Source organism: Pseudomonas sp. SAR267, from assembly GCF_052077595.1.
GTDB classification, from domain to species: domain Bacteria; phylum Pseudomonadota; class Gammaproteobacteria; order Pseudomonadales; family Pseudomonadaceae; genus Aquipseudomonas; species Aquipseudomonas vlassakiae.
Map to the genome: position 1 here is coordinate 4,839,646 of NZ_JBQIHU010000001.1, position 20,331 is coordinate 4,859,976.

Here is a 20,331-nt window from a genome sequence, read left to right on the forward strand (position 1 = left end):
TCTCAAGCAAGCATTGGCCCCCTGTGGGAGCGGGCTTGCCCGCGAAGCAGACAACTCGGTGGATGGCACCGGCTTCGCCGGTGTTCGCGGGCAAGCCCGCTCCCACAGAGATCTGTATTCAGCCGTTAAATGACGTTGTGGGCCTTCAGCCAGCCCAGGCCCGCTTCGGTGGTGGTCAGCGGCTTGTATTCCGCGCCCACCCAGCCCTGGTAGCCGATGCGGTCCAGGTGTTCGAACAGGAAGCGATAGTTGATCTCGCCAGTGCCTGGTTCGTTGCGGCCCGGGTTGTCGGCCAGCTGGATGTGGTTGATCAGTTTCAGGTTGGTTTCCATGGTGCGAGCCAGGTCTCCTTCCATGATCTGCATGTGGTAGATGTCGTACTGCAGGAACAGGTTGTCACTGCCGACTTCGGCCTGGATTTCCAGCGCCTGTTTGGTGGTATTCAGGTAGAAGCCAGGGATGTCGCGGGTGTTGATCATTTCCATGACCAGACGGATCCCCGCAGCCTTGAGCTTGTCGGCAGCGTAGCGCAGGTTTTCCACGAAGGTCTTGCGCACGTCGGCGCACTGCAGGCCTTGTGGACGGATGCCGGCCAGGGCGTTGACCTGGGTGTTGCCCAGGACCTTGGCGTATTCGATGGCCTTGTCTACGCCGGCGCGGAACTCTTCGACGCGGTCTGGGTGGCAGGTGATACCGCGCTCACCTTTCGACCAATCGCCGGCAGGAAGGTTGAACAGCACCTGAGTCAGGCCATTGGCGTCCAGTTGCTGCTTGATTTCGGCAGCACTGAAATCGTATGGGAAGAGGTATTCGACACCGCTGAAACCAGCGTCGGCGGCAGCCTTGAAGCGGGCCAGGAAGTCCTGTTCGGTGAACAGCATGGACAGGTTGGCAGCGAAGCGAGGCATGGGTTGTCTCCTTGCGATGAAGGCCCCCAGGGCAAGCCTGGGGGCGTCAGGCGATCAGTCCAGCAGCGAGATGGCGGTTGGCGCGTCGTTACCGACCAGGGCCAGGTCTTCGAACTCGTTGACCGCGTTGATCTCGGTGCCCATGGAAATGTTGGTCACACGTTCGAGGATCACTTCGACCACGACCGGTACGCGGAACTCTTCTGCCATCTTCTGTGCCTTGAGCAGGGCAGGGGCGATCTCGGCCGGCTCGAACACGCGGATGGCCTTGCAGCCCAGGCCTTCGACCACAGCAACGTGGTCGACACCGTAGGTGGCAGCGTCGGTCGAGTTGATGTTCTCGAACGCCAGTTGTACACAGTAATCCATGTCGAAGCCACGCTGTGCCTGACGGATCAGGCCCAGGTAGGCGTTGTTCACCAGCACGTGGACGTACGGCAGGTTGAACTGCGCACCGACGGCCAGTTCTTCGATCATGAACTGGAAGTCGTAGTCACCCGACAGCGCGACGACCTTGCGCTTCGGATCGGCTTTGACAACACCCAGCGCGGCTGGGATGGTCCAGCCCAGCGGGCCGGCCTGGCCGCAGTTGATCCAGTGGCGTGGCTTGTACACGTGCAGGAACTGCGCACCGGCGATCTGCGACAGGCCGATGGTGCTGACATAGCAGGTGTCCTTGCCGAACACCTGGTTCATCTCTTCGTACACGCGCTGCGGCTTGACCGGCACGTTGTCGAAGTGAGTCTTGCGCTGCAGGCTCGCCTTGCGCTGCTGGCAATCTTCCAGCCAGGCCTTGCGGCACTTCAGCTTGCCTGCGGCTTTCCACTCGCGGGCCACTTCGAGGAACACGTCCAGCGCCTTGCCAGCGTCGGAAACGATACCCAGGTCCGGGGTGAATACGCGGCCGATCTGGGTCGGTTCGATGTCCACGTGCACGAACTTGCGGCCTTCGGTGTAGACGTCGACGGAACCGGTGTGGCGGTTGGCCCAGCGGTTACCGATACCGAACACCAGGTCGGATTTCAGCAGGGTGGCGTTGCCGTAGCGGTGCGAGGTCTGCAGGCCGACCATGCCGACCATCTGTGCGTGGTCGTCCGGGATGGTGCCCCAGCCCATCAGGGTCGGGATTACCGGTACGCCGGTCAGTTCGGCGAACTCGACCAGCTTGTCGCTGGCGTCGGCGTTGATGATGCCGCCACCGGCTACCAGCAGCGGGCGCTCGGCGTCATTGAGCAGGGCCAGGGCTTTTTCGGCCTGTACGCGGGTGGCGGACGGCTTGTTGATTGCCAGTGGCTCGTAGGCGTCGATGTCGAATTCGATTTCGGCCATCTGCACGTCGAACGGCAGGTCGATCAGCACCGGGCCTGGGCGGCCGGTGCGCATTTCATAGAAGGCCTTCTGGGAAGGCGTAGGGCACTTGGCCCGGCTCCAGAACGGTGGTGGCCCATTTGGTGACTGGCTTGACGATATTGGTGATATCGACAGCCTGGAAGTCTTCCTTGTGCAGGCGGGCACGGGGTGCCTGGCCAGTGATGCAAAGGATCGGGATGGAGTCGGCCGAGGCGCTGTACAGGCCGGTGACCATGTCGGTGCCGGCTGGGCCGGAGGTACCGATGCACACGCCGATGTTGCCTGGGTTGGCCCGGGTGTAGCCCTCGGCCATGTGCGAGGCGCCTTCGACGTGACGAGCGAGGACGTGATCGATGCCACCGACTTTCTTCAGGGCCGAATACAGCGGGTTGATGGCAGCCCCCGGGATGCCGAACGCGGTATCTACACCTTCACGGCGCATGACCAGAACGGCTGCATCGATTGCTCTCATTTTGCTCATGGTTTGTGCCTCATTGATTTTGTAATTGTATACAACTTGCTTTGTGCCAGAGTGTATTCATGGCTGGCCGCTCAGGTCAACGGGTTTTCGTCGGACACGATCCCTTTCGTTCGAGCGCCCGTGAAAACGGTGGTTTGCGGTATCGCATACGATCGTTTCAATTTATTGTATACAAAAATTAATTCAGTTGTGTTCTATTGGTTCATCGATTTTTCACCTGCCCTCAGGGCTTCTCACAACAAGAAGAGGACCTTTCCATGAACGCTTTGAACCTGAAAGTCGCTGTCAGCCTGGTGAACGCCGCGTTGGCGGCGGGCCGCGCGATCAATGCCGCACCCCTGACCGTGGCCGTGCTGGATGCCGGCGGGCACTTGCTGGCCTTGCAGCGCGAGGACGGCGCCAGCTTGATTCGCCCGGAAGTGGCCACCGGCAAGGCCTGGGGTGCGATTGCCCTGGGCAAGGGCTCGCGCCTGCTGGCGCTGGATGCGCAGCAACGGCCGGCGTTTTTCGCGGCGTTGAACGGCCTGGGCGAGCGGCCGGTGGTGCCAGCGCCGGGTGGCGTGCTGATTCGTGATCAGGATGGCAAGGTGTTGGGCGCTGTGGGGATCAGCGGCGATACGTCGGATATCGACGAGCAATGTGCGATCAGTGCGATCGAAGAGGTGGGGTTGAAGGCTGATGCGGGTGTAGCGGCTTAATTCTCTACTGCCTGTTCTGGCCTATTCGCGGGCACGCCCGCTCCCACAGGTACAGCGCTATCCCTGTGGGAGCGGGCGTGCCCGCGAATGGCTTATAGGTGGCTCAGGCCGCCTCGGGCTCACAGCCCTTGAGCACCATGCGAATGATGGTGTCGGCCGCAGCATCGTAATCGCTGTCGGCCAGCCTGGCCTTGCCGGTCACCGCCGAAATCTGCCAATCGAAATCGGCATAGGTCTGGGTCGCCGCCCAGATGCTGAACATCAGGTGGTGGGCATCGACATGGGCGATCTGCCCGCGGTCGATCCAGCGCTGGATGCACTCGATGTTGTGCCGGGCTTGCTCGTTCAGCTGTTCCACCTGGCTTGGCGAGAGGTGCGGTGCGCCATGCATGATTTCGCTGGCGAACACCTTCGAGGCATGGGGCAGGTCACGCGAAATGCGGATCTTCGAGCGGATGTAAGCACTCAATACTTCTTTCGGATCACCGTCGGCATTGAACGGCGTCGATGCCTGCATGATCGGCGCGATGATGCTCTCCAGGACCTCGCGGTAGAGGTTGTCCTTGGATTTGAAGTAGTAATACACGTTCGGCTTGGGCAGGCCGGCCTTGGCGGCGATGTCACTGGTCTTGGTGGCGGCGAAGCCCTTGTCGGCGAATTCTTCACTGGCTGCGCGCAGGATCAGCTCCTTGTTGCGCTCGCGAATGGTGCTCATGGTCAGGGATCTTCCTCGTGTCTGGCCACCTCTAAGAGGGATCGGGCATGGTAGCACCGCGCCCGACGGGCGCTCAAGGCAGGGGCTTTGGGCTAGAATCCGGCAAATCGACTCATTCGGATGCAAACAGACATGGCAGGAAGCAGTTTACTGGTACTGATCGACGATATCGCCACGGTGCTCGACGATGTGTCGGTGATGACCAAGGTTGCGGCGAAAAAGACCGCAGGTGTGCTGGGCGACGACCTGGCGCTCAATGCCCAGCAGGTTACCGGTGTGCGCGCCGATCGCGAGCTTCCGGTGGTTTGGGCGGTGGCCAAGGGCTCGTTGGTGAACAAGGCGATTCTGGTGCCGGCGGCGCTGTTGATCAGCGCGTTCATCCCTTGGGCGGTGACGCCGCTGCTGATGCTTGGCGGCGCCTACCTGTGCTTCGAAGGCTTCGAGAAGCTGGCGCACAAGTTTCTGCACAGCAAGGAAGAGGACGAGCTGCATCACGAGGCACGCAAGGAGGCTGTGGCCGATGCCGCTGTCGACCTCGTAGCGTTCGAGAAAGCCAAGGTCAAGGGCGCGGTGCGTACCGACTTCATCCTCTCCGCCGAAATCATCGCCATTACCCTGGGCATCGTCGCCGACACGCCGCTGACACAGCAAATCATCGTGCTCTCGGGCATCGCGGTGGTCATGACCATCGGTGTGTATGGCCTGGTGGGGGGGATCGTCAAGCTTGACGACCTGGGGCTGTGGATGACCCAGAAGTCTTCAGCGCTGGCCCGTTCGATCGGCAACGGCATCCTGCGGGCCGCGCCCTACATGATGAAAAGCCTGTCGGTGATCGGCACCGCGGCGATGTTCCTGGTCGGTGGCGGGATTCTGGTACATGGGGTGGCGCCGCTGCATCACGCAATAGAGGCGTTCAGCGAAGGGCGCGGAGGGGCGCTGACCAACGGCCTGCTCAATGGCGTGGCCGGTGTGCTGGCCGGGGCCGTGGTACTGGCAGTGGTGGCGGTTGCGGGGAAACTGTGGCGGATGGTTCGCCCGGTCCGCTAAGGCTGTATGGCCGGGGCTTCGCCCCGGTTCGCGGGCTCGCCCGCTCCCACAGGAATCGCGCATGCCCTGAAGCTGGCGCTCAACCTGTGGGAGCGGGCAAGCCCGCGAACACCGGCGGAGCCGGTGCCATGCATCGCGATCAGTTTTCGGTCGTGGCGCCCTGCAGCTCGGGCTTCCAGGCCAGCAGGCCCTGGCTGAAGCCGTAGGCCGCGCTCTGGTAGTAGGCGATCGCCCGGCGGATCAGCGGGTTGTCGCTGGCGACCGTGGTTTCGTGGCTCTTGCCCAGGGCATCCTCATGCACACGCATGCCGCCACGTGGGCTGAGAATGGCCAGGTCGTTGCCGTCGAACAGCCCCAGGTGCTGGTAGTTGCCGATCAGCACGCGTGGCGGCAGGTCGTCTTTCTTGAGCAGGTCGCGGCCGAAGAAGGTCGAGGTGTAGTCGAAGTTGAGCAGGCCCAGCAGGGTCGGTGCCAGGTCGATCTGGCTGGCCAGCTTGCTGTCTTCGCGGGGCTCGATCATTTTTGGCGCGTAGATCCACAGCGGAATCTGGTAGTTGTTAACCGGCAGGTCCTCGACCCCGGCACTGCCGGCCGTGTGGTCGGCGACAAACACGAACAAGGTGTTGTCGAACCATGGCTTGCCCTTGGCTTCCTTGAGGAACTGAGCGATGGCATGGTCGGTGTACTTCACCGCGCCTTCGCGGCCGTCGCCTGACGGAATGTCGATGCGGCCGTCCGGGTAGGTGTAGGGGCGGTGGTTCGAAGTGGTCATCAGCTGCAGGAAGAACGGCTTCTGCCGGGCGTAATCGGCATCGGCCAGCTTGAGGGTCTGCCGGTACAGGTCCTCGTCGGCCATGCCCCAGGCATTCTTGAAACTGATTTCGCTTTCATCGACGCTGCTCTGGTCGACGATGCGGTAGCCGTTGCCGCTGAAAAACGCATTCATGTTGTCGAAGTAGCCGCGCCCGCCGTAGACGAATACCGCGTCATAGCCTTTGGCGGTCAGTTGCTGGCCGAGACTGGCGTAGCCGCTTTCGCGGCCGATGCGCTTGACGATCGAGCGGCCCGGGGTAGGCGGGATCGACAGGGTGATGGCTTCCAGGCCGCGGTCGGTACGGGTGCCGGTGGCATAGAAATTGTTGAAGTACAGGCTCTCGCGGCGCAGGGCATCGAGGTTCGGCGTGAGGTTGCGCGCATCGCCGTTACTGCCCATGTACTTGGCGCTGAAGCTTTCGATGGTCACCAGGATGATGTTGGGCGTGCGCTGCTCACCGTTTGCACTGATGTGGCGGCGGATGTCCTGGGGTTCCTGGCCCTGGAACTGTGCATTGGGTTCGGCCAGCTCCTGATGCATCTGCGCGCCGACTTCGCCGGCGCCGAGGCTGGCGTAGAACTGGGTGTAGTCCAGTTCGTTGTTACGGAAGGCGGCGAAGAACTGGTACGGGCCGTTGCTGGCCAGCTCGCGCTGATAGGCATTGCCGCCCTGGCCGCGTGGGAACTGCTGGTCGATCACTACGCTGTTCAGGCCGACCAGTACGGCCAGCACAGCCAGCCCGGACACGCGCTGACGCGAGGTGGCGGCAGGGCCGGCGAGGGCCTGGACCAATGGCTTGCGCAACACCAGGGCAAGCAGGACCGCAGCCACCGCGATGCCGCTGAGCAATGCGGGCAGTGGGTAGGATTCGCGGATGTTGTCCAGCACTTCCTTGGAATAGACCAGGTAGTCGACGGCGATGAAGTTGAAGCGTACGCCGAATTCGTCCCAGAACAGCCACTCGGCCACGGCAACGAACAGCATCACGAACAGGCTGACCACCAGCAAGCCGCCAAGCAGCCAATGGTGGGCACGCGAGCGCCACAATCTGTTTGGGCACAGCGCCAGGTACAGGCCCAGCGGCAAGGCCGTGTAGATGAGGAAGCTCAGGTCGTAGATCGCCCCGTCAAAGAAGATCGAAAAATAGTTGCCGCTGAACTCATTCATATGAGTGAACAGCAATAACAATCGTGTCAGCAGGAAGATGCCGAACCAGGTTGAGCAAAGCAACAGCAGATAGCGCCAGGGCGCAGGTAGGGGAGTACGCATCTAGTTGGCCTGTTTTCTTTCTTGGGTGTGCGAGGCCGACAGTCTAGTAGAAAAGTTGCAAAAATATTGTCAAAAATTCGCCGTTCGTGCGAAGGCGATGGCTTTATAGTCCTAACTTGCGATTTCAGATTTGATCGGAAGGAAAACACATGTTTGGTGTGCTGACTCACGACGCCTGTCACTTGGCCCTGTACCTGCTCACGGCGCTTGCCTGGTGGGCTCTGGGGCTTGGCCTCGTGCTGCGCGGTGCGCACTTTCAGGCGCTTTGGAAGTGTTGCGCGATGCTCGGCTTGGTCTTGGCGATCAAGTCGGTAGTGCTGGAGCTGGATATCTTAAGGGTCATACCGCACCACCAAGTGGAGTGGGTATTGCTGGTATTTGGAATCGTGCTGCCGGCGAGCATTTTTCTGACCTGTAAGGCAACTTCTATTTATAAGTAAGACAGCGCTGAAAATGTTGTAAGTTAAAGCTTACAAGTGAGAACTATGACGGCGCCGCCAGGTAACGGCGCTGTCACGTTTCAGCCGATCAGAAGTGCACTTTCACCAGGAAACTCATGGTGTTCTGGTCGGTGGTGAAACCATCACTGTCCTTGATGCCGTACTTGTCTTTCCAGTAATCGTACTCGACACCGACATACAGCTGCTTCTCGCCCAGGTGCAGGGCCTTGCCCAGGTCGTACTTGATTTGCGGGTTGAAGTGCAGGTTGGCGTGGTAAGTACCGTGACGGTTCTCGTCGTTGTCAACGACCCAGTCCATGAAGCCGTCGATCAGCACATCGGAGTCACCGACCGGAATGGTGTAGGACCAGACCGGAGTGATCTGCCAGACATTGTTACCCGCGCGGCTGCCTTCAGGCATGCGGTTGTAGAAGTTGAGCTGGAAGTAGTCGAAGCCAGGAATGTTCAGGTCGAAGCCCGGGCCGATCAGGTACGACTCGACGTCACCCTCGCCAAACTCGTAGGTCGCGGCCAGCAGCACGTCCTTGACCGGGCCAAACTCAAGCTTCTGGTCGAAAATCTTGCCAAACGACAGGCGCGGGCTGAATTCGCCGTAGTAGCTGTTGGGGCCGTTGTTGGCGTCCTTCTTGCCCTGGTAGAAAATCTTGTCGACGAAGAAGAAATTGTCGCCGTACTTCCAGCCATCGGCATGTTCGAAGGTGAAGGTTTGCTGGATCTCTGGGTTGACCTTGAAGTTCTTGCCCCACAGGTAGGTCAGGCTGTTGTTCTGCCACTGCAGCAGGTCGCCGGCGAAGGTGGTGCCGCAGGCCAGCAGGCCGCCCGCGAGAATCAGGCTGTTGATGGTACGCATTGCGAGTGTCGCTCCCTTGATTGATCTGTTGTCAGCGCTCGTTGGCGCTTTTTTGTCTTTTGAGTCAGCTTTTTTCGATTGGCCACAACTGTTTGGCAAGAGCTGCGCCAACTTTTCGGGGTTAGCTGCTACCTTCCTGCTCGACTCGTTCTGAACGGATGAAAATGGGTATTTCAGGCTGGCAACACGTCGGCCAACCGCCCGAATTCATTGACTGAGCGGTCAGTAAACGCCGGCAGAATCCATTGTGCCGTGATCGAGGGGGCGCGCAGATTACTGGCTTGCGCGCCGCGCCTCAAGTGCTCCGTCCTGGAGCACGGTGATTCAAACTTGGGCGTTTGGTCAGATTTTCAGAAGTGTACTTTGATCAGCGCGCTGGCGACACTTTGATTACTGTCCAGATTGCCGCGGCTGTCGATGCCGTACTTGTCTTTCCAGTAGCTGTATTCGAAGCCGACGTAGAGCTGTTTGGCACCGATATTCAGGGCCTTGCCCAGGTCATACTTGACCTGCGGGTTGAAGTGCAGGTTGGCATGGTAGGTGCCACGTTTGTTCTGGTCGTTGTCGGTGACCCAGTCCATGTAACCGTCGATCAGAATGTCGGATTTGCCCACAGGGATGGTGTAGGACCAGCCGGGGGTAATCTGCCAGACGTTGTCACCGGGGCGGCTGCCCTCGGTGTTGCGCACATAGAAGTTCAGGGTGAAGTAGTTGAAGCCGGGAATGTCCAGGTCGAAGCCGGGGCCGATCAGGTAGGCCTCGTTGTCGCCTTCGCCGCGTTCGTAGGTCATGGCCAGCAGCACGTCCTTGACCGGGCCAAAGGCGAGCTTCTGGTCGAAGATCTTGCCGAACGATAGGCGCGGGCTGAACTCACCGTAGTAGGTGGTCACGCCTTTGCCGGGATCGGGTTTGCCGTTGTAGAAGATCTTGTCGACGAACATGAACGTGTCGCCGTACTTCCATTTGTTGGCATGCTCGAAGGTGACGGTCTGCTGGATGCTCGGGTTGACCTTGAAATCCTTGCCATACAGGTAGGTCAGGCTTTCGCCGTGCCACAGCAGCCAATCGCCTGCATGGGCGGGGAGGGTGGCCAGCAGGCTGCTGCCCAGCAGCAGGCTTGATGCGATGCGCTTCATGTTGTGATTCCCGGACTTATTGTTTTTGTTGGCGGTTTTTTCGGCGCGCAGGCGCCCCGAGCGGCCCATTCCGGCGGGCCGACGGTGAAACGGTTACTACGGAATGTGAGCAGGGGCGGCACGCTGCGCCGCCCCGCTCAGGGCTCAATGCTGGTGGCAGGCGTCGTTATGCACGGCGCGCTCGGCACCACCCAGGATGTTGAACAGCACGTTGAGCACCAGGGCACTGACCGTGGCCATGGCGATCCCGCTGTGGGTGATGGGTTCCATCCACTGCGGCATTTGCGCGAAGAACTCCGGCTTGACCACGGGGATCAGGCCAAAGCCGACGCTCACCGCCACCAGCAACTGGTTGCGGCGGTCGCCGATGTCGGCTTCCTGGAGGATCTTGATCCCGGTGGCGGTGACCATGCCGAACATGGCGATGGACGCGCCGCCCAGCACCGCAGGCGGGATCGAGGCGATCAGGAAGGCCGCCTTGGGCAGCAGGCTGAGCATGATCAGCAGGGCACCGGCCATTACTGTGACGTAACGGCAACGCACGCCAGTCATCTGCACCAGGCCGATGTTCTGGGCGAACGATGAGTGGGTGAAGGTGTTGAAGAAGCCGGCGACGAACGACGCACCGGCATCGCACAACAGGCCGCGACGCAACATCCCTGGTGTCACTTCGCGGTCTGTCACCTTGCCCAGGGCGAGGAACATGCCCGTCGACTCGACGAAGATGATCACCACCACCAGGCACATCGACAGGATCGGCGCCAGGCTGAAGGTCGGCATGCCGAAGTGCAGTGGCGTGACCACTTGCAGCCACGGCGTGTCGCCCAGGCCCGACAGGTCGACCATGCCGATGGAGCCGGCCAGGATGTAGCCAAGGCCCATGCCCACCAGCACCGACACGTTGACCCAGAAGCCGCGCATGAAGCGGTTGATCAACAGGATGACTGCCAGCACCAGGCCAGCCACCAGCAGGTAGATCGGCGAACCGAAGGTGGTGGCGTCCTGGCCGCCACCCGCCCAGTTGACCGCTACGGGGAACAGCGACAGGCCAATCGAGGTGATCACCGTACCGGTGACCAGGGGCGGGAAGAAGCGTACGACCTTGGACATGAACGGCGCGATCAGCATGCCGAAGAACCCGGCAGCGATGGTCGCGCCGAAGATCCCCTGCAGGCCTACGCCCGGCATGCCGGCCATGGCCACCATGCTGCCGACGGCAGCAAAACTGGCACCCATCATCACCGGCATGCGGATCCCGACCGGGCCGATACCGAACGACTGGATGATGGTAGCGACACCGGCCACCAACAGGTCGGCGTTGATCAGGAAAGCGACTTCTTCACGGGACAAACCCGCGGCCTGGCCGATGATCAGAGGGACGGCGATCGCCCCCCCGTACATCAGCAACACATGTTGCAGGCCAACCAGGATCAGTTGGAACAGGGGCAGAGGCTGTCGCGGCGGCGCAACTGGGATGTACGCCTTGCGTGACTCGGACATGCAGCACCTCGAGTTTTGTTTTTATTCTCGGATCCAAGCGCCGGTCGCAAGCGGCGGGCCAAGGCAGCCCGGTTTTCCCGCCAGCAGTCGAACGCTCGATGCTTGCTTGTTGCGTATGTCTTGAAGCGGAGGCCGGATTTACCGGCCTCTTCGCGGGCAAGCCACTCCCACAACGAGAGCGGGGTGCCCGATGGATCAGTTGACCTGGGCGCCTTTGGCGATCCAGTCACCGACGAGCTTGCGCTCTTCGGCGGTCATCTGGGTGATGTTGCCCAGCGGCATGATCTGGCTGGCGACCGCTTGCGCCTGAATGCGCGCGGCCTGGGCCTGGATCTGCTGCGGGGTGTCGAACATCACGCCGGCCGGTGCTGCGCTGAACAGTGGGCTGGTCGGTTTCGACGAGTGGCACACGCTGCAGCGTTCCTGGATGACTTTATGGATCTTCTCGAAGTCGCCACCGGCGGCTTGAGCCGTTGCCTGGGCCGGGGCCTCGGCGGGTGCGGCTGGTGCTTCGGCGGCCTTGGCGGCTTCTTCAGCGCGCAGTTCGGCTGCGGTCTTGCCCCCGACGGCGGTGGCTGGCAGTGGCTGGTACTCGACCTTCGCTGCGGCCTGCTCAGGGCTGACAGCCATCGGCTTGGGACCGGTGACGTAGGCCAGGCAGATCATCGCCAGGGCACCGACCGGCAGGGTCCAGGCGTACTTGTTGCTGTCGTGGCGGGTGTTGAAGTAGTGGCGGATCAGAACCGCGGCTACTGCGATACCGGCCAGGATCAGCCAGTTGTACTGGCTACCGTAGGTGCTCGGGAAGTGGTTGCTGATCATGATGAACAGCACCGGCAGGGTGAAGTAGTTGTTGTGACGCGAGCGCAGCAGGCCCTTGGCCGGCAGTACCGGGTCCGGTGTCTGGTTGTTCTCGATCGCCGCTACCAGCTGGCGCTGTGCCGGCATGATGATGCGGAACACGTTGCCGACCATGATGGTGCCGATGATCGCGCCGGTGTGCAGGTACGCACCACGGCCGCTGAACACCAGGCTGAAGCCGAAGCAGGCAGCAATGATCAGGACGAACAGCACGGCGCCGAGCAGGGCAGGGTGCTTGCCCAGCGGCGAGTCGCACAGGAAGTCGTAGATGAACCAGCCGGCGACCAGCGAACCGATACCGATGGCCACGCCTTCGGCACCGCTCAGGGTGCTGCCGGGTGCCAGCAGGTACAGGCTCGGGTTCCAGTAGAACACCACGCACAGCAAGGCGATACCGGACATCCAGGTGAAGTAGGCTTCCCATTTGAACCAGTGCAGGTTCTCGGGCATTTTCGGGGGGGCGAGCTTGTATTTCTCCAGGTGGTAGATACCACCGCCGTGAATCGCCCAGAGATCACCCGACAACCCATCGCGCGGGTTGCTTCGGTTCAGGTGGTTCTCCAGCCAGACGAAGTAGAACGATGCACCGATCCAGGCCACGCCGGTGATCATGTGAACCCAGCGAATGCTCAGGTTCAGCCATTCGTGAAGGTGTGCTTCCACAGTATGTACCTCTGCCGATCACCGTGAACGATGACCGACCTTTTCTTATTGGTGGGGATTGAGGATCAGCATCTGTTCCTCGGTGAAGTAATGCTCATCGCAGTTATTGCCAGAACCGCTGCGATCAACCACCAGGAAGTCATCCCGCTTTTCGATCGTCAGCACCGGGTGGTGCCAGACGCCGCGATGGTAATTAACGCCCTGCCTGCCGTTACTACGGAAGGCACGGACCAAGCCTGATACAGGTGCATCGCCAACGGGCGCGACCACGATCAGAAAGGGGTTGCCGAGCAGCGGGATGAAAGCCTGGCTGCCCAGCGGATGGCGTTCCAGCATGCGCACGGTCAGCGGCATGTCCTGCGCGTCGGCGCGGAAGATGCTGATGATCGCCTTGTCTTCGGGCTCTGCGGTCTCGACCGTGGCGAGCTTGTGGAAGCGCATGGTCGAGCCGTTGTTGATCATGAAGTGATCGCTGCCATCGGTTTCGATCACGTCTCCGAATTCGGCGAAGGCTTCTTTGGTCAGGGGCTCGATCATCAGGGTGCGCATGCGGATATCTCTTCTATTGTTCGATGTGCTGAATAAGGTTCGGCTGTTGCTTACAGCTGCAACAGGCGGAACAGGGCGATCAGGTTGATCTGCGCCAGGGCTTCCTTGAATTCGGCATCGGCATCGTTATGGATGCGTTTTTCGAAGGAGGCGAGGATCTGGTGCCGGTTGCTGCCTTTTACCGCCATGATGAACGGGAACTGGAACTTGGCTTTGTAGGCGTCATTCAGCTCGGTGAAACGGGCGAACTCTTCGGCGGTGCACTGGTGGATACCGGCGCCGGCCTGCTCGTTGGTGCTCGATTCGGTCAGCTCGCCCTGGATGGCGGCCTTGCCGGCCAGGTCCGGGTGAGCGTTGATCAGCGCCAGCTGGTCGGCATGGTTGGCGCTGAGCAGGATGTCGCTCATGCGCTGGTGCAGCGCCTCGATCTCGTCCAGTTCGCCCAGCTGGCCCAGGTCGTAGGCTTTTTCGGCGACCCACGGCGAGTACTCGTAGATGTCGGCGAACACCTTGACGAAGGCGTCACGGTCCAGGGCGGATGGCTTGAGGGTCTTGAAGGCGGTCATCAGGCGTTCTCTTTCTTGTACGGGTGGGTGGCGTGCCAGTGGCGGGCGATGTCCACGCGGCGGGCGAACCAGACCTGGTCGTGGCTCTTGGCGTAGTCGACGAAGCGCTTGAGTGCAGCCAGGCGCGCCGGGCGGCCGACCAGCCGGCAGTGCAGGCCGATGGACAGCATCTTCGGCGCTTCGGCGCCTTCGGCGTACAGCACGTCGAACGCGTCTTTGAGGTACTGGAAGAACTGTTCGCCGCAGTTGAAGCCCTGCACCTGAGTGAAGCGCATGTCATTGGTGTCGAGGGTGTACGGGATCACCAGGTGCGGCTTGCCGGTCGGATTGTTCGGCTCCCAGTACGGCAGGTCGTCGTCATAGGTGTCGCTGTCATAAAGGAAGCCACCTTCCTCCATGACCAGGCGGCGGGTGTTCGGGCCGGTGCGCCCGGTGTACCAGCCCAGAGGGCGCTCGCCGGTGATTTCGGTGAGGATGCGGATGGCTTCGAGCATATGCTCGCGTTCCTGGGCCTCGTCCATGTTCTGGTAGTCGATCCAGCGGTAGCCGTGGCTGCAGATCTCGTGGCCGGCTTCGGCCATGGCGCGGATCACATCGGGATGGCGCTGGGCGGCCATGGCCACGGCGAAGATGGTCAGCGGTACACCGCTGTCCTTGAACAGCTTGAGCAGGCGCCAGACGCCGGCGCGGCTGCCATACTCGTACAGCGACTCCATGCTCATGTTGCGCTGGCCCTGCAGTGGCTGGGCAGCGACCATCTCGGAGAGGAAGGCTTCGGACTCTTTGTCACCGTGCAGGATGTTGCGTTCGCCACCTTCCTCGTAGTTGAGGACGAAAGACAGCGCGATGCGAGCGTTGCCCGGCCATTGCGGGTGAGGAGGGTTGTTGCCGTAACCGATCAGGTCGCGAGGATAGTCAGCGCTCACTGCAGTCTTCCTTCTTGTGTGTTAGTGCGGGGTGGGCGGGCCGCGTCGGGATGTCGCACCACCGGATGGGCTGATTGTATACAACTTCTGAAATCTTTTGTAAGCCTGTTTTTCCGCATTTCTTCCCTTTTGTCGCTTGAGAATCCGTTGCAAGAAACCTGCCTGTTTGGTCAGTTAATTCTGTTGGGCTCTGCACGGTGCCTGTAGTTGCGACTGATGGCCGGTTTACCGGGGCTGAGGCGGAATGGATCAAAAAATTGTGTACAATCTGGCGCTGAAATGTCTTAATGGCCTTCATTCCCCGCACAGTGCGGGCCCCATCCCGGGGCAGCTGTGTATTTTTTGCCCATAGAGTGAACAAGAGGCGACAAGCAGATGGGACGTTTGACCACACACGTACTGGATGCCGCGCATGGCTGCCCAGGCAGCTCGATCAAGGTCGAGCTGTACCGCGTCGAAGGCCAGCAGCTGGAGCTGGTGAACACTGCCTTGACCAACAGCGATGGCCGCGTCGACGCGCCGCTGCTGCAAGGGGACGATTACCGTACCGGCGTCTACCAGCTGCAGTTCAGCGCTGGCGCCTACTACCGTGCCCGCGGCGTACAGCTGCCGGATACGGCGTTTTTGGATGTTGTCGTGCTGCGCTTCGGCATCGATGAAAAGCAGGAGCATTACCACGTGCCGCTGCTGATCTCGCCGTACAGCTATTCGACCTATCGCGGAAGCTAGTTGGTCGCTAGAAGAATCTTCGTAGGTCCTTTGGCCCGCTCTCACACTGGCGGGCTTTTTTTCGTCTGCAGGAAGGTGACAGGCGCGGATTCTGCGGTATTCATGAGATCGAGCGCCGCGCGGGCGGGGCTCGATCTCGGGACTGCTGAAAATCTGAAGCCAGGCTCCCTCGGTCAGAGGAACACGAACTTGGCAATGAAGATCGCGCACAGCACCCAAAGGCTGGCGGAGATTTCCTTGTACTTGCCGGTACCTGCCTTCAACGCCACATAGCTGATGAAGCCCAGGGCAATACCATCGGCGACCGAGAAGGTCAGCGGCATCATGATCACCGTGACGATCGCCGGAATGCTGTCGGTGGCTTCGTCCCAGTGGATGTGCGCCATGCTGCCCATCATCAGCATCGCCACATAGATCAGCGCACCGGCAGTTGCGTAAGCCGGGATCATGCCGGCCAGTGGCGCGAAGAACATCGCCGCCACGAACAGAACGCCCACCACCACAGCCGTCAAGCCGGTTCGGCCACCCGCAGCCACACCAGCAGCGCTTTCTACATAGCTCGTTACCGGTGGTACGCCGACCACCGCGCCAAACACGCTCGAAGCACTGTCCGCCTTCAATGCCCGCGACAGGTTCTCGATGCGCCCGTCCGGCGCCACCAGGTTGGCCCGCTGGGCCACACCCATCAACGTGCCGGCGGTGTCGAACATGTGCACGAACAGGAAAGCCAGCACCACGCTGATCATGCTGACGTTGAACACGCCGGCTACGTCCATGGCCATCCAGGTCGGTGCCAGGCTCGGCGGCATCGACATCACCCCGCCGAACTTGACCAGGCCCAGGCCCCAGCCCGCCAGGGTGACGCCGATGATGCTGATCAGGATCGCACCGAATACCCGCTTGTAGCTGAGGATGGCAATCAGCAGGAAGCACAGCGCGGCCAGCAGCGGCCCTGGTTCATGCAGCGAGCCCAGCTTGATCAGGGTGGCCGGGCTATCAACGATGATGCCGGCCGTCTTCAGGCCGATCAGCCCGAGAAACAACCCGACGCCGGCCCCCATGGCATGGCGCAGGCTCACCGGGATGCTGTTGAGCAGCCACTCGCGCACGCGGGACAAGGTCAGGAACATGAACAGCACACCGGAGACGAACACGGCCCCCAGCGCGGTTTCCCAGTTGTAGCCCATGGTGCCGACCACGGTGTAGGTAAAGAAGGCGTTGAGCCCCATGCCTGGTGCCAGGCCCACCGGCCAGTTGGCGTACAGGCCCATCAGCAGGCAGCCCAGCGCGGCGGCGATGCAGGTGGCGACGAAGGCGGCACCGTGGTCGATGCCGGCGTCGGCCATGATGTTGGGGTTGACGAAGATGATGTAGGCCATGGTGATGAAGGTGGTCACCCCGGCGATCAGTTCGGTTTTGACGGTGCTGCCGTGTTGCTTGAGTTTGAAAATCCGCTCCAGCCAACTCGTTTCGAGCGGTGGCGCGAGATCCAGCGTAGGGGCTTCGGATTTGCGGCTTTCCACAGCGAGTACTCCTCAAGTCTTTCTTGTTGTTGTGGGAGCCAGGTTCCTGAGCAATGCACTTGGTGGCTCCTCGAGGGAAGGCAGACGTCTGACGCGTTTTGTTGACTTACGGGTCAAGAAGTTGCTCGGTGGATTATGCTTTTGTGTACAAAGAATACAAATAATGTTTTATGTTTTGTGCGCGCAATGCGTCGTACAACGGCTATATAGGCAAAACGCCCCCTGCGGAATCGCCTCAGCCTGTGTACAATGGCGCCATACTTTCTCTTCGTGCCTCGAGAGCCCATGAACGAACAGCTGCAACCTCTGAAAAAACCTGCGCGCACTGGCAAGGCCGGCCGCAGTGGTACCCAGGACGACATCGTCTACGCGCATATCTTCGAGGCGATCCTCGAGCAGCGATTGGCGCCGGGCACCAAGTTGAGCGAGGAAGCGCTGGGCGAGATCTTTGGCGTCAGCCGCACCATCATCCGCCGCGCCCTGTCGCGCCTGGCCCACGAAAGCGTGGTGCTGCTGCGGCCGAACCGCGGTGCCGTGGTGGCCAGCCCGACGGTGGAAGAGGCCCGCCAGGTGTTCTTCTCGCGGCGCATGGTCGAACGCGCCATCACCGAGCTGGCGGTGCAGCATGCCACCCTGGAGCAGCTCAACGAACTGCGCCAGATGGTGCGCGAGGAGCGTGACAGCTTCTCCCGTGGCGACCGCGGTGCCGGTATCAGGCTTTCCGGCGAGTTCCACCTGAAGCTGGCCGAGGCCGCAGGCAACGCCCCGCTGGTCAGCTTCCAGCGCAGCCTGGTGTCGCAGACTTCACTGATCATTGCCCAGTATGAGACCGGCACGCGCTCACACTGCTCATACGACGAGCACATGCAGCTGATCGATGCGATCGAGGCGCGTGATGCCGAACAAGCGGTGAGCCTGATGATGCACCACATGGACCATATCGACAGCAAGCTGAACCTGGACGAGGAAAGCGCTTCGGACGATCTGCATGCGGTGTTCTCGCACCTGCTGAAAAAGCCCAAGGCGTCCGTTAAGGGTTGATCGTTTGCAAAGCCTTGCGTCATTGCCCTGTGGGAGCGGCTTCAGCCGCGAACACCGGCAACGCCGGTGCCATCCACCGCGGTGCCTGTTTCGCGGGTAAACCCGCTCCCACAAGGATTGCGAATGACAGTCGTTAGTGGTCATAAACCAAACGTCTGCTAAATTCTTGTGAGCAAACCTTCATCAAGCAGTTGGGCTTGCGCATCCATTGCGTTCCACTTCTTGAGGATAGGTCGATGACCATGTCTCTGGGTACACGGATGGGGGCCGAACTGGTCGGCACCTTCTGGTTGGTTCTGGGTGGTTGTGGCAGTGCCGTACTCGCAGCCAGTTCTCCGGTCGGCATCGGTGTGCTCGGTGTCGCCTTCGCCTTCGGTCTCACCGTACTGACCATGGCCTTCCCCATCGGTCATATCTCCGGTTGTCATCTCAACCCCGCCGTCTCGTTCGGGCTGGTGGTCGGCGGCCGCTTCCCGGCCAAAGAGCTGTTGCCCTACGTGATTGCCCAAGTGATCGGTGCCATCCTTGCTGCGGGCGTCATCTATCTGATCGCCAGCGGCAAGGCCGGCTTCGAGCTGTCCTCGGGCCTTGCCTCCAACGGTTACGCCGACCATTCGCCCGGCGGCTACACACTGGGCGCGGGCTTCATCAGTGAAGTGGTGATGACCGCCATGTTCCTGGTGGTGATCATGGGCGCCACCGATGCGCGCGCCCCGGCAGGCTTCGCGCCGATTGCCATCGGCCTGGCCCTGACCCTGATCCACCTGATCTCGATCCCGGTGACCAATACCTCGGTCAACCCCGCGCGCAGCACGGGGCCGGCCTTGTTCGTCGGTGGTTGGGCCCTGCAGCAGCTGTGGCTGTTCTGGGTGGCGCCGCTGATCGGGGCTGCGATCGGCGGCGCGCTGTACCGGGGCCTGGCGAAAGAGCCTTAGCGCTGATGCACGCAACGCCCGGCGGCGTAGGTTTCGCGTACGGTGCGGTCGTCGCCCAGGGTGGTCAGCACGAACAGGGTTTCCTCGATACTGCTGGACTGCTGAATGCGGTAGTCCAGCAGCGGCGTGGCCTTGTAGTCGAGCACCACGAAGTCGGCATCGTTGCCTGGGCGCAGGCTGCCGATACGGTCGTCCAGGCGCAAGGCGCGAGCGCCACCGAGGGTGGCCAGGTACAGCGATTTGTACGGGTGCAGGCGCGCGCCTTGCAGCTGCATCACTTTGTAGGCCTCGTTCAAGGTGTTTAGCAGCGAGAAGCTGGTGCCGGCGCCAACATCGGTGCCCAGGCCCACGTTGACCTTGAAACGCTCAGCCTGGGGCAGGTTGAACAGGCCGCTGCCGAGGAACAGGTTGGAGGTCGGACAGAAAGCCACGGCCGAACCGGTTTCGGCCAGGCGCTGGCATTCGCTGTCGCACAGGTGCACGCCATGGGCGAACACCGAGCGCTCGCTGAGCAGCTCGAAGTGGTCGTAGACGTCCAGATAGCCGTTCTGCTCGGGGAATAGCGCTTTCACCCAGTCGATTTCCTTGAGGTTCTCGGACAGGTGGGTGTGCATGTACAGGCCCGGGTACTCCTTGAGCAACTGGCCGGCCAGGGTCAGCTGCTCCGGCGTGCTGGTCGGGGCGAAGCGTGGGGTCACGGCATAGTGCAGGCGGCCCTTGCCGTGCCAGCGCTCGATCAGCTGCTTGCTCTCGATGTAGCCGGACTCGGCGGTGTCGGTCAGGTAGTCCGGGGCGTTGCGGTCCATCATCACCTTGCCGGCAATCATCCGCAGGTCCAGGCGTTCGGCTTCTTCGAACAGGGCATTGACCGACTGCGGATGCACGCTGCCAAACACCAGGGCAGTGGTGGTGCCGTTGCGCAGCAGCTCCTTGAGGAAGATCTTCGCCACCTTGTCGGCGTGATCCTTGTCGGCGAACTGTTTTTCGCAAGGGAAGGTGTAGGTATTGAGCCAGTCCAGCAGTTGCTCGCCGTAGGAGCCGATCATGCCGGTCTGCGGGAAGTGGATATGGGTATCGATGAAACCCGGGGTGATCAGAGCATCCTGGTAATGCACCACTTCAATGTCGGCCGCCAGGCTCGGCAGCAGCTCGCTGGCTGGGCCGACGGCGCTGATGCGGCCATCGTCGATCACCAGCAGGCCGTCCTCGAAATACTCATGGGAAGCGTCCAGGCCTACCTCGGCCGGGTCGGCGATGCTGTGCAGGATGGCGGCACGGTAGGCTTTGCGGGTAACGGTCATAACACACT

The 20,331-nt window shown here is 61.3% G+C and carries 18 protein-coding genes and 1 pseudogene; 6 read left to right on the top strand and 13 right to left on the bottom strand.

The window, feature by feature from the left end:
• Positions 1 to 125 precede the first annotated feature (125 nt).
• Both hyi and gcl read right to left on the bottom strand, forming a co-directional pair.
• The gene (gene hyi, locus ACTORR_RS22710; RefSeq protein WP_313364519.1) at positions 126 to 908 is read right to left on the bottom strand and encodes a hydroxypyruvate isomerase; all 783 of its coding nucleotides are present in this window, start codon (positions 906 to 908) and stop codon (positions 126 to 128) included.
• Between the two features lie 54 nt (positions 909 to 962).
• A pseudogene (gene gcl / locus ACTORR_RS22715) lies at positions 963 to 2,739 on the bottom strand (glyoxylate carboligase).
• A gap of 257 nt (positions 2,740 to 2,996) precedes the next feature.
• Between gcl and ACTORR_RS22720 the strand changes: the two are divergent.
• A complete protein-coding gene (locus ACTORR_RS22720) occupies positions 2,997 to 3,437 on the top strand; it encodes a GlcG/HbpS family heme-binding protein (RefSeq protein ID WP_054884141.1) in 441 nt (146 codons plus the stop codon).
• Positions 3,438 to 3,540: 103 nt separating this feature from the next.
• Here ACTORR_RS22720 and ACTORR_RS22725 read toward each other — a convergent pair whose 3' ends face one another.
• Positions 3,541 to 4,152: a TetR/AcrR family transcriptional regulator gene (locus ACTORR_RS22725; RefSeq protein ID WP_054884140.1), complete on the bottom strand. Its 612-nt coding sequence runs from the start codon at positions 4,150 to 4,152 to the stop codon at positions 3,541 to 3,543.
• A gap of 132 nt (positions 4,153 to 4,284) precedes the next feature.
• On the opposite strand from ACTORR_RS22725, the gene ACTORR_RS22730 reads away from it, so the two are divergent.
• Complete coding sequence (locus tag ACTORR_RS22730) at positions 4,285 to 5,199, top strand: DUF808 domain-containing protein (protein ID WP_054884139.1); 915 nt, start codon at positions 4,285 to 4,287, stop codon at positions 5,197 to 5,199.
• Between the two features lie 139 nt (positions 5,200 to 5,338).
• Here the strand turns inward: ACTORR_RS22730 and ACTORR_RS22735 are convergent, their stop codons facing one another.
• Positions 5,339 to 7,282, bottom strand: a complete 1,944-nt coding sequence (locus ACTORR_RS22735) for an LTA synthase family protein (RefSeq protein WP_313365381.1) — start codon at positions 7,280 to 7,282, stop codon at positions 5,339 to 5,341.
• A gap of 149 nt (positions 7,283 to 7,431) precedes the next feature.
• Between ACTORR_RS22735 and ACTORR_RS22740 the strand changes: the two genes are divergently transcribed.
• Entirely contained in the window at positions 7,432 to 7,722 is a 291-nt protein-coding gene (locus ACTORR_RS22740; protein ID WP_313365382.1) for a hypothetical protein, read from the top strand.
• Between the two features lie 88 nt (positions 7,723 to 7,810).
• Here ACTORR_RS22740 and ACTORR_RS22745 read toward each other — a convergent pair whose 3' ends face one another.
• From ACTORR_RS22745 to puuE, 7 genes are all read right to left on the bottom strand, one after another.
• A complete protein-coding gene (locus tag ACTORR_RS22745) occupies positions 7,811 to 8,593 on the bottom strand; it encodes an outer membrane protein OmpK (RefSeq protein WP_054884136.1) in 783 nt (260 codons plus the stop codon).
• A gap of 350 nt (positions 8,594 to 8,943) precedes the next feature.
• Complete coding sequence (locus tag ACTORR_RS22750; protein WP_054884195.1) at positions 8,944 to 9,729, bottom strand: outer membrane protein OmpK; 786 nt, start codon at positions 9,727 to 9,729, stop codon at positions 8,944 to 8,946.
• A 144-nt stretch (positions 9,730 to 9,873) separates the two neighbouring features.
• Positions 9,874 to 11,229 carry a nucleobase:cation symporter-2 family protein gene (locus ACTORR_RS22755; RefSeq protein ID WP_054884135.1) on the bottom strand — a complete coding sequence of 452 codons (1,356 nt, stop codon included), beginning with the start codon at positions 11,227 to 11,229 and terminating at the stop codon, positions 9,874 to 9,876.
• A gap of 195 nt (positions 11,230 to 11,424) precedes the next feature.
• On the bottom strand, positions 11,425 to 12,753 hold the full coding sequence (locus tag ACTORR_RS22760; protein ID WP_054884134.1) for a urate hydroxylase PuuD: 1,329 nt from the start codon (positions 12,751 to 12,753) through the stop codon (positions 11,425 to 11,427).
• A 45-nt stretch (positions 12,754 to 12,798) separates the two neighbouring features.
• Entirely contained in the window at positions 12,799 to 13,302 is a 504-nt protein-coding gene (locus tag ACTORR_RS22765; protein ID WP_054884133.1) for an ureidoglycolate lyase, read from the bottom strand.
• Positions 13,303 to 13,352: 50 nt separating this feature from the next.
• Positions 13,353 to 13,868: a 2-oxo-4-hydroxy-4-carboxy-5-ureidoimidazoline decarboxylase gene (gene uraD / locus ACTORR_RS22770; RefSeq protein ID WP_313365385.1), complete on the bottom strand. Its 516-nt coding sequence runs from the start codon at positions 13,866 to 13,868 to the stop codon at positions 13,353 to 13,355.
• Entirely contained in the window at positions 13,868 to 14,794 is a 927-nt protein-coding gene (gene puuE, locus ACTORR_RS22775) for an allantoinase PuuE (RefSeq protein ID WP_054884131.1), read from the bottom strand. The genes uraD and puuE overlap by 1 nt, the downstream gene beginning before the upstream one ends.
• A gap of 375 nt (positions 14,795 to 15,169) precedes the next feature.
• Between puuE and uraH the strand changes: the two genes are divergently transcribed.
• The gene (uraH, locus tag ACTORR_RS22780; protein ID WP_054884130.1) at positions 15,170 to 15,523 is read left to right on the top strand and encodes a hydroxyisourate hydrolase; all 354 of its coding nucleotides are present in this window, start codon (positions 15,170 to 15,172) and stop codon (positions 15,521 to 15,523) included.
• A gap of 173 nt (positions 15,524 to 15,696) precedes the next feature.
• Here the strand turns inward: uraH and ACTORR_RS22785 are convergent, their stop codons facing one another.
• Complete coding sequence (locus ACTORR_RS22785) at positions 15,697 to 17,046, bottom strand: NCS2 family permease (protein ID WP_054884129.1); 1,350 nt, start codon at positions 17,044 to 17,046, stop codon at positions 15,697 to 15,699.
• A 285-nt stretch (positions 17,047 to 17,331) separates the two neighbouring features.
• Between ACTORR_RS22785 and ACTORR_RS22790 the strand changes: the two genes are divergently transcribed.
• On the top strand, positions 17,332 to 18,087 hold the full coding sequence (locus tag ACTORR_RS22790) for a GntR family transcriptional regulator (RefSeq protein ID WP_054884128.1): 756 nt from the start codon (positions 17,332 to 17,334) through the stop codon (positions 18,085 to 18,087).
• Between the two features lie 236 nt (positions 18,088 to 18,323).
• Complete coding sequence (gene aqpZ / locus ACTORR_RS22795) at positions 18,324 to 19,022, top strand: aquaporin Z (protein WP_441343905.1); 699 nt, start codon at positions 18,324 to 18,326, stop codon at positions 19,020 to 19,022.
• Here the strand turns inward: aqpZ and guaD are convergent.
• Positions 19,019 to 20,323: a guanine deaminase gene (gene guaD, locus ACTORR_RS22800; protein ID WP_054884126.1), complete on the bottom strand. Its 1,305-nt coding sequence runs from the start codon at positions 20,321 to 20,323 to the stop codon at positions 19,019 to 19,021. The genes aqpZ and guaD overlap by 4 nt on opposite strands.
• Between the last annotated feature and the right edge of the window lie 8 nt (positions 20,324 to 20,331).

Bases quoted from the DNA above. Each gene is read 5' to 3' on its own strand.
- hyi (WP_313364519.1), bottom strand. From the start codon at position 908: ATGCCTCGCTTCGCTGCCAACCTGTCCATGCTGTTCACCGAACAGGAC.
- ACTORR_RS22720 (WP_054884141.1), top strand. From the start codon at position 2,997: ATGAACGCTTTGAACCTGAAAGTCGCTGTCAGCCTGGTGAACGCCGCG.
- ACTORR_RS22725 (WP_054884140.1), bottom strand. From the start codon at position 4,152: ATGAGCACCATTCGCGAGCGCAACAAGGAGCTGATCCTGCGCGCAGCC.
- ACTORR_RS22730 (WP_054884139.1), top strand. From the start codon at position 4,285: ATGGCAGGAAGCAGTTTACTGGTACTGATCGACGATATCGCCACGGTG.
- ACTORR_RS22735 (WP_313365381.1), bottom strand. From the start codon at position 7,282: ATGCGTACTCCCCTACCTGCGCCCTGGCGCTATCTGCTGTTGCTTTGC.
- ACTORR_RS22740 (WP_313365382.1), top strand. From the start codon at position 7,432: ATGTTTGGTGTGCTGACTCACGACGCCTGTCACTTGGCCCTGTACCTG.
- ACTORR_RS22745 (WP_054884136.1), bottom strand. From the start codon at position 8,593: ATGCGTACCATCAACAGCCTGATTCTCGCGGGCGGCCTGCTGGCCTGC.
- ACTORR_RS22750 (WP_054884195.1), bottom strand. From the start codon at position 9,729: ATGAAGCGCATCGCATCAAGCCTGCTGCTGGGCAGCAGCCTGCTGGCC.
- ACTORR_RS22755 (WP_054884135.1), bottom strand. From the start codon at position 11,229: ATGTCCGAGTCACGCAAGGCGTACATCCCAGTTGCGCCGCCGCGACAG.
- ACTORR_RS22765 (WP_054884133.1), bottom strand. From the start codon at position 13,302: ATGCGCACCCTGATGATCGAGCCCCTGACCAAAGAAGCCTTCGCCGAA.
- uraD (WP_313365385.1), bottom strand. From the start codon at position 13,868: ATGACCGCCTTCAAGACCCTCAAGCCATCCGCCCTGGACCGTGACGCC.
- uraH (WP_054884130.1), top strand. From the start codon at position 15,170: ATGGGACGTTTGACCACACACGTACTGGATGCCGCGCATGGCTGCCCA.
- ACTORR_RS22790 (WP_054884128.1), top strand. From the start codon at position 17,332: ATGAACGAACAGCTGCAACCTCTGAAAAAACCTGCGCGCACTGGCAAG.
- aqpZ (WP_441343905.1), top strand. From the start codon at position 18,324: ATGACCATGTCTCTGGGTACACGGATGGGGGCCGAACTGGTCGGCACC.
- guaD (WP_054884126.1), bottom strand. From the start codon at position 20,323: ATGACCGTTACCCGCAAAGCCTACCGTGCCGCCATCCTGCACAGCATC.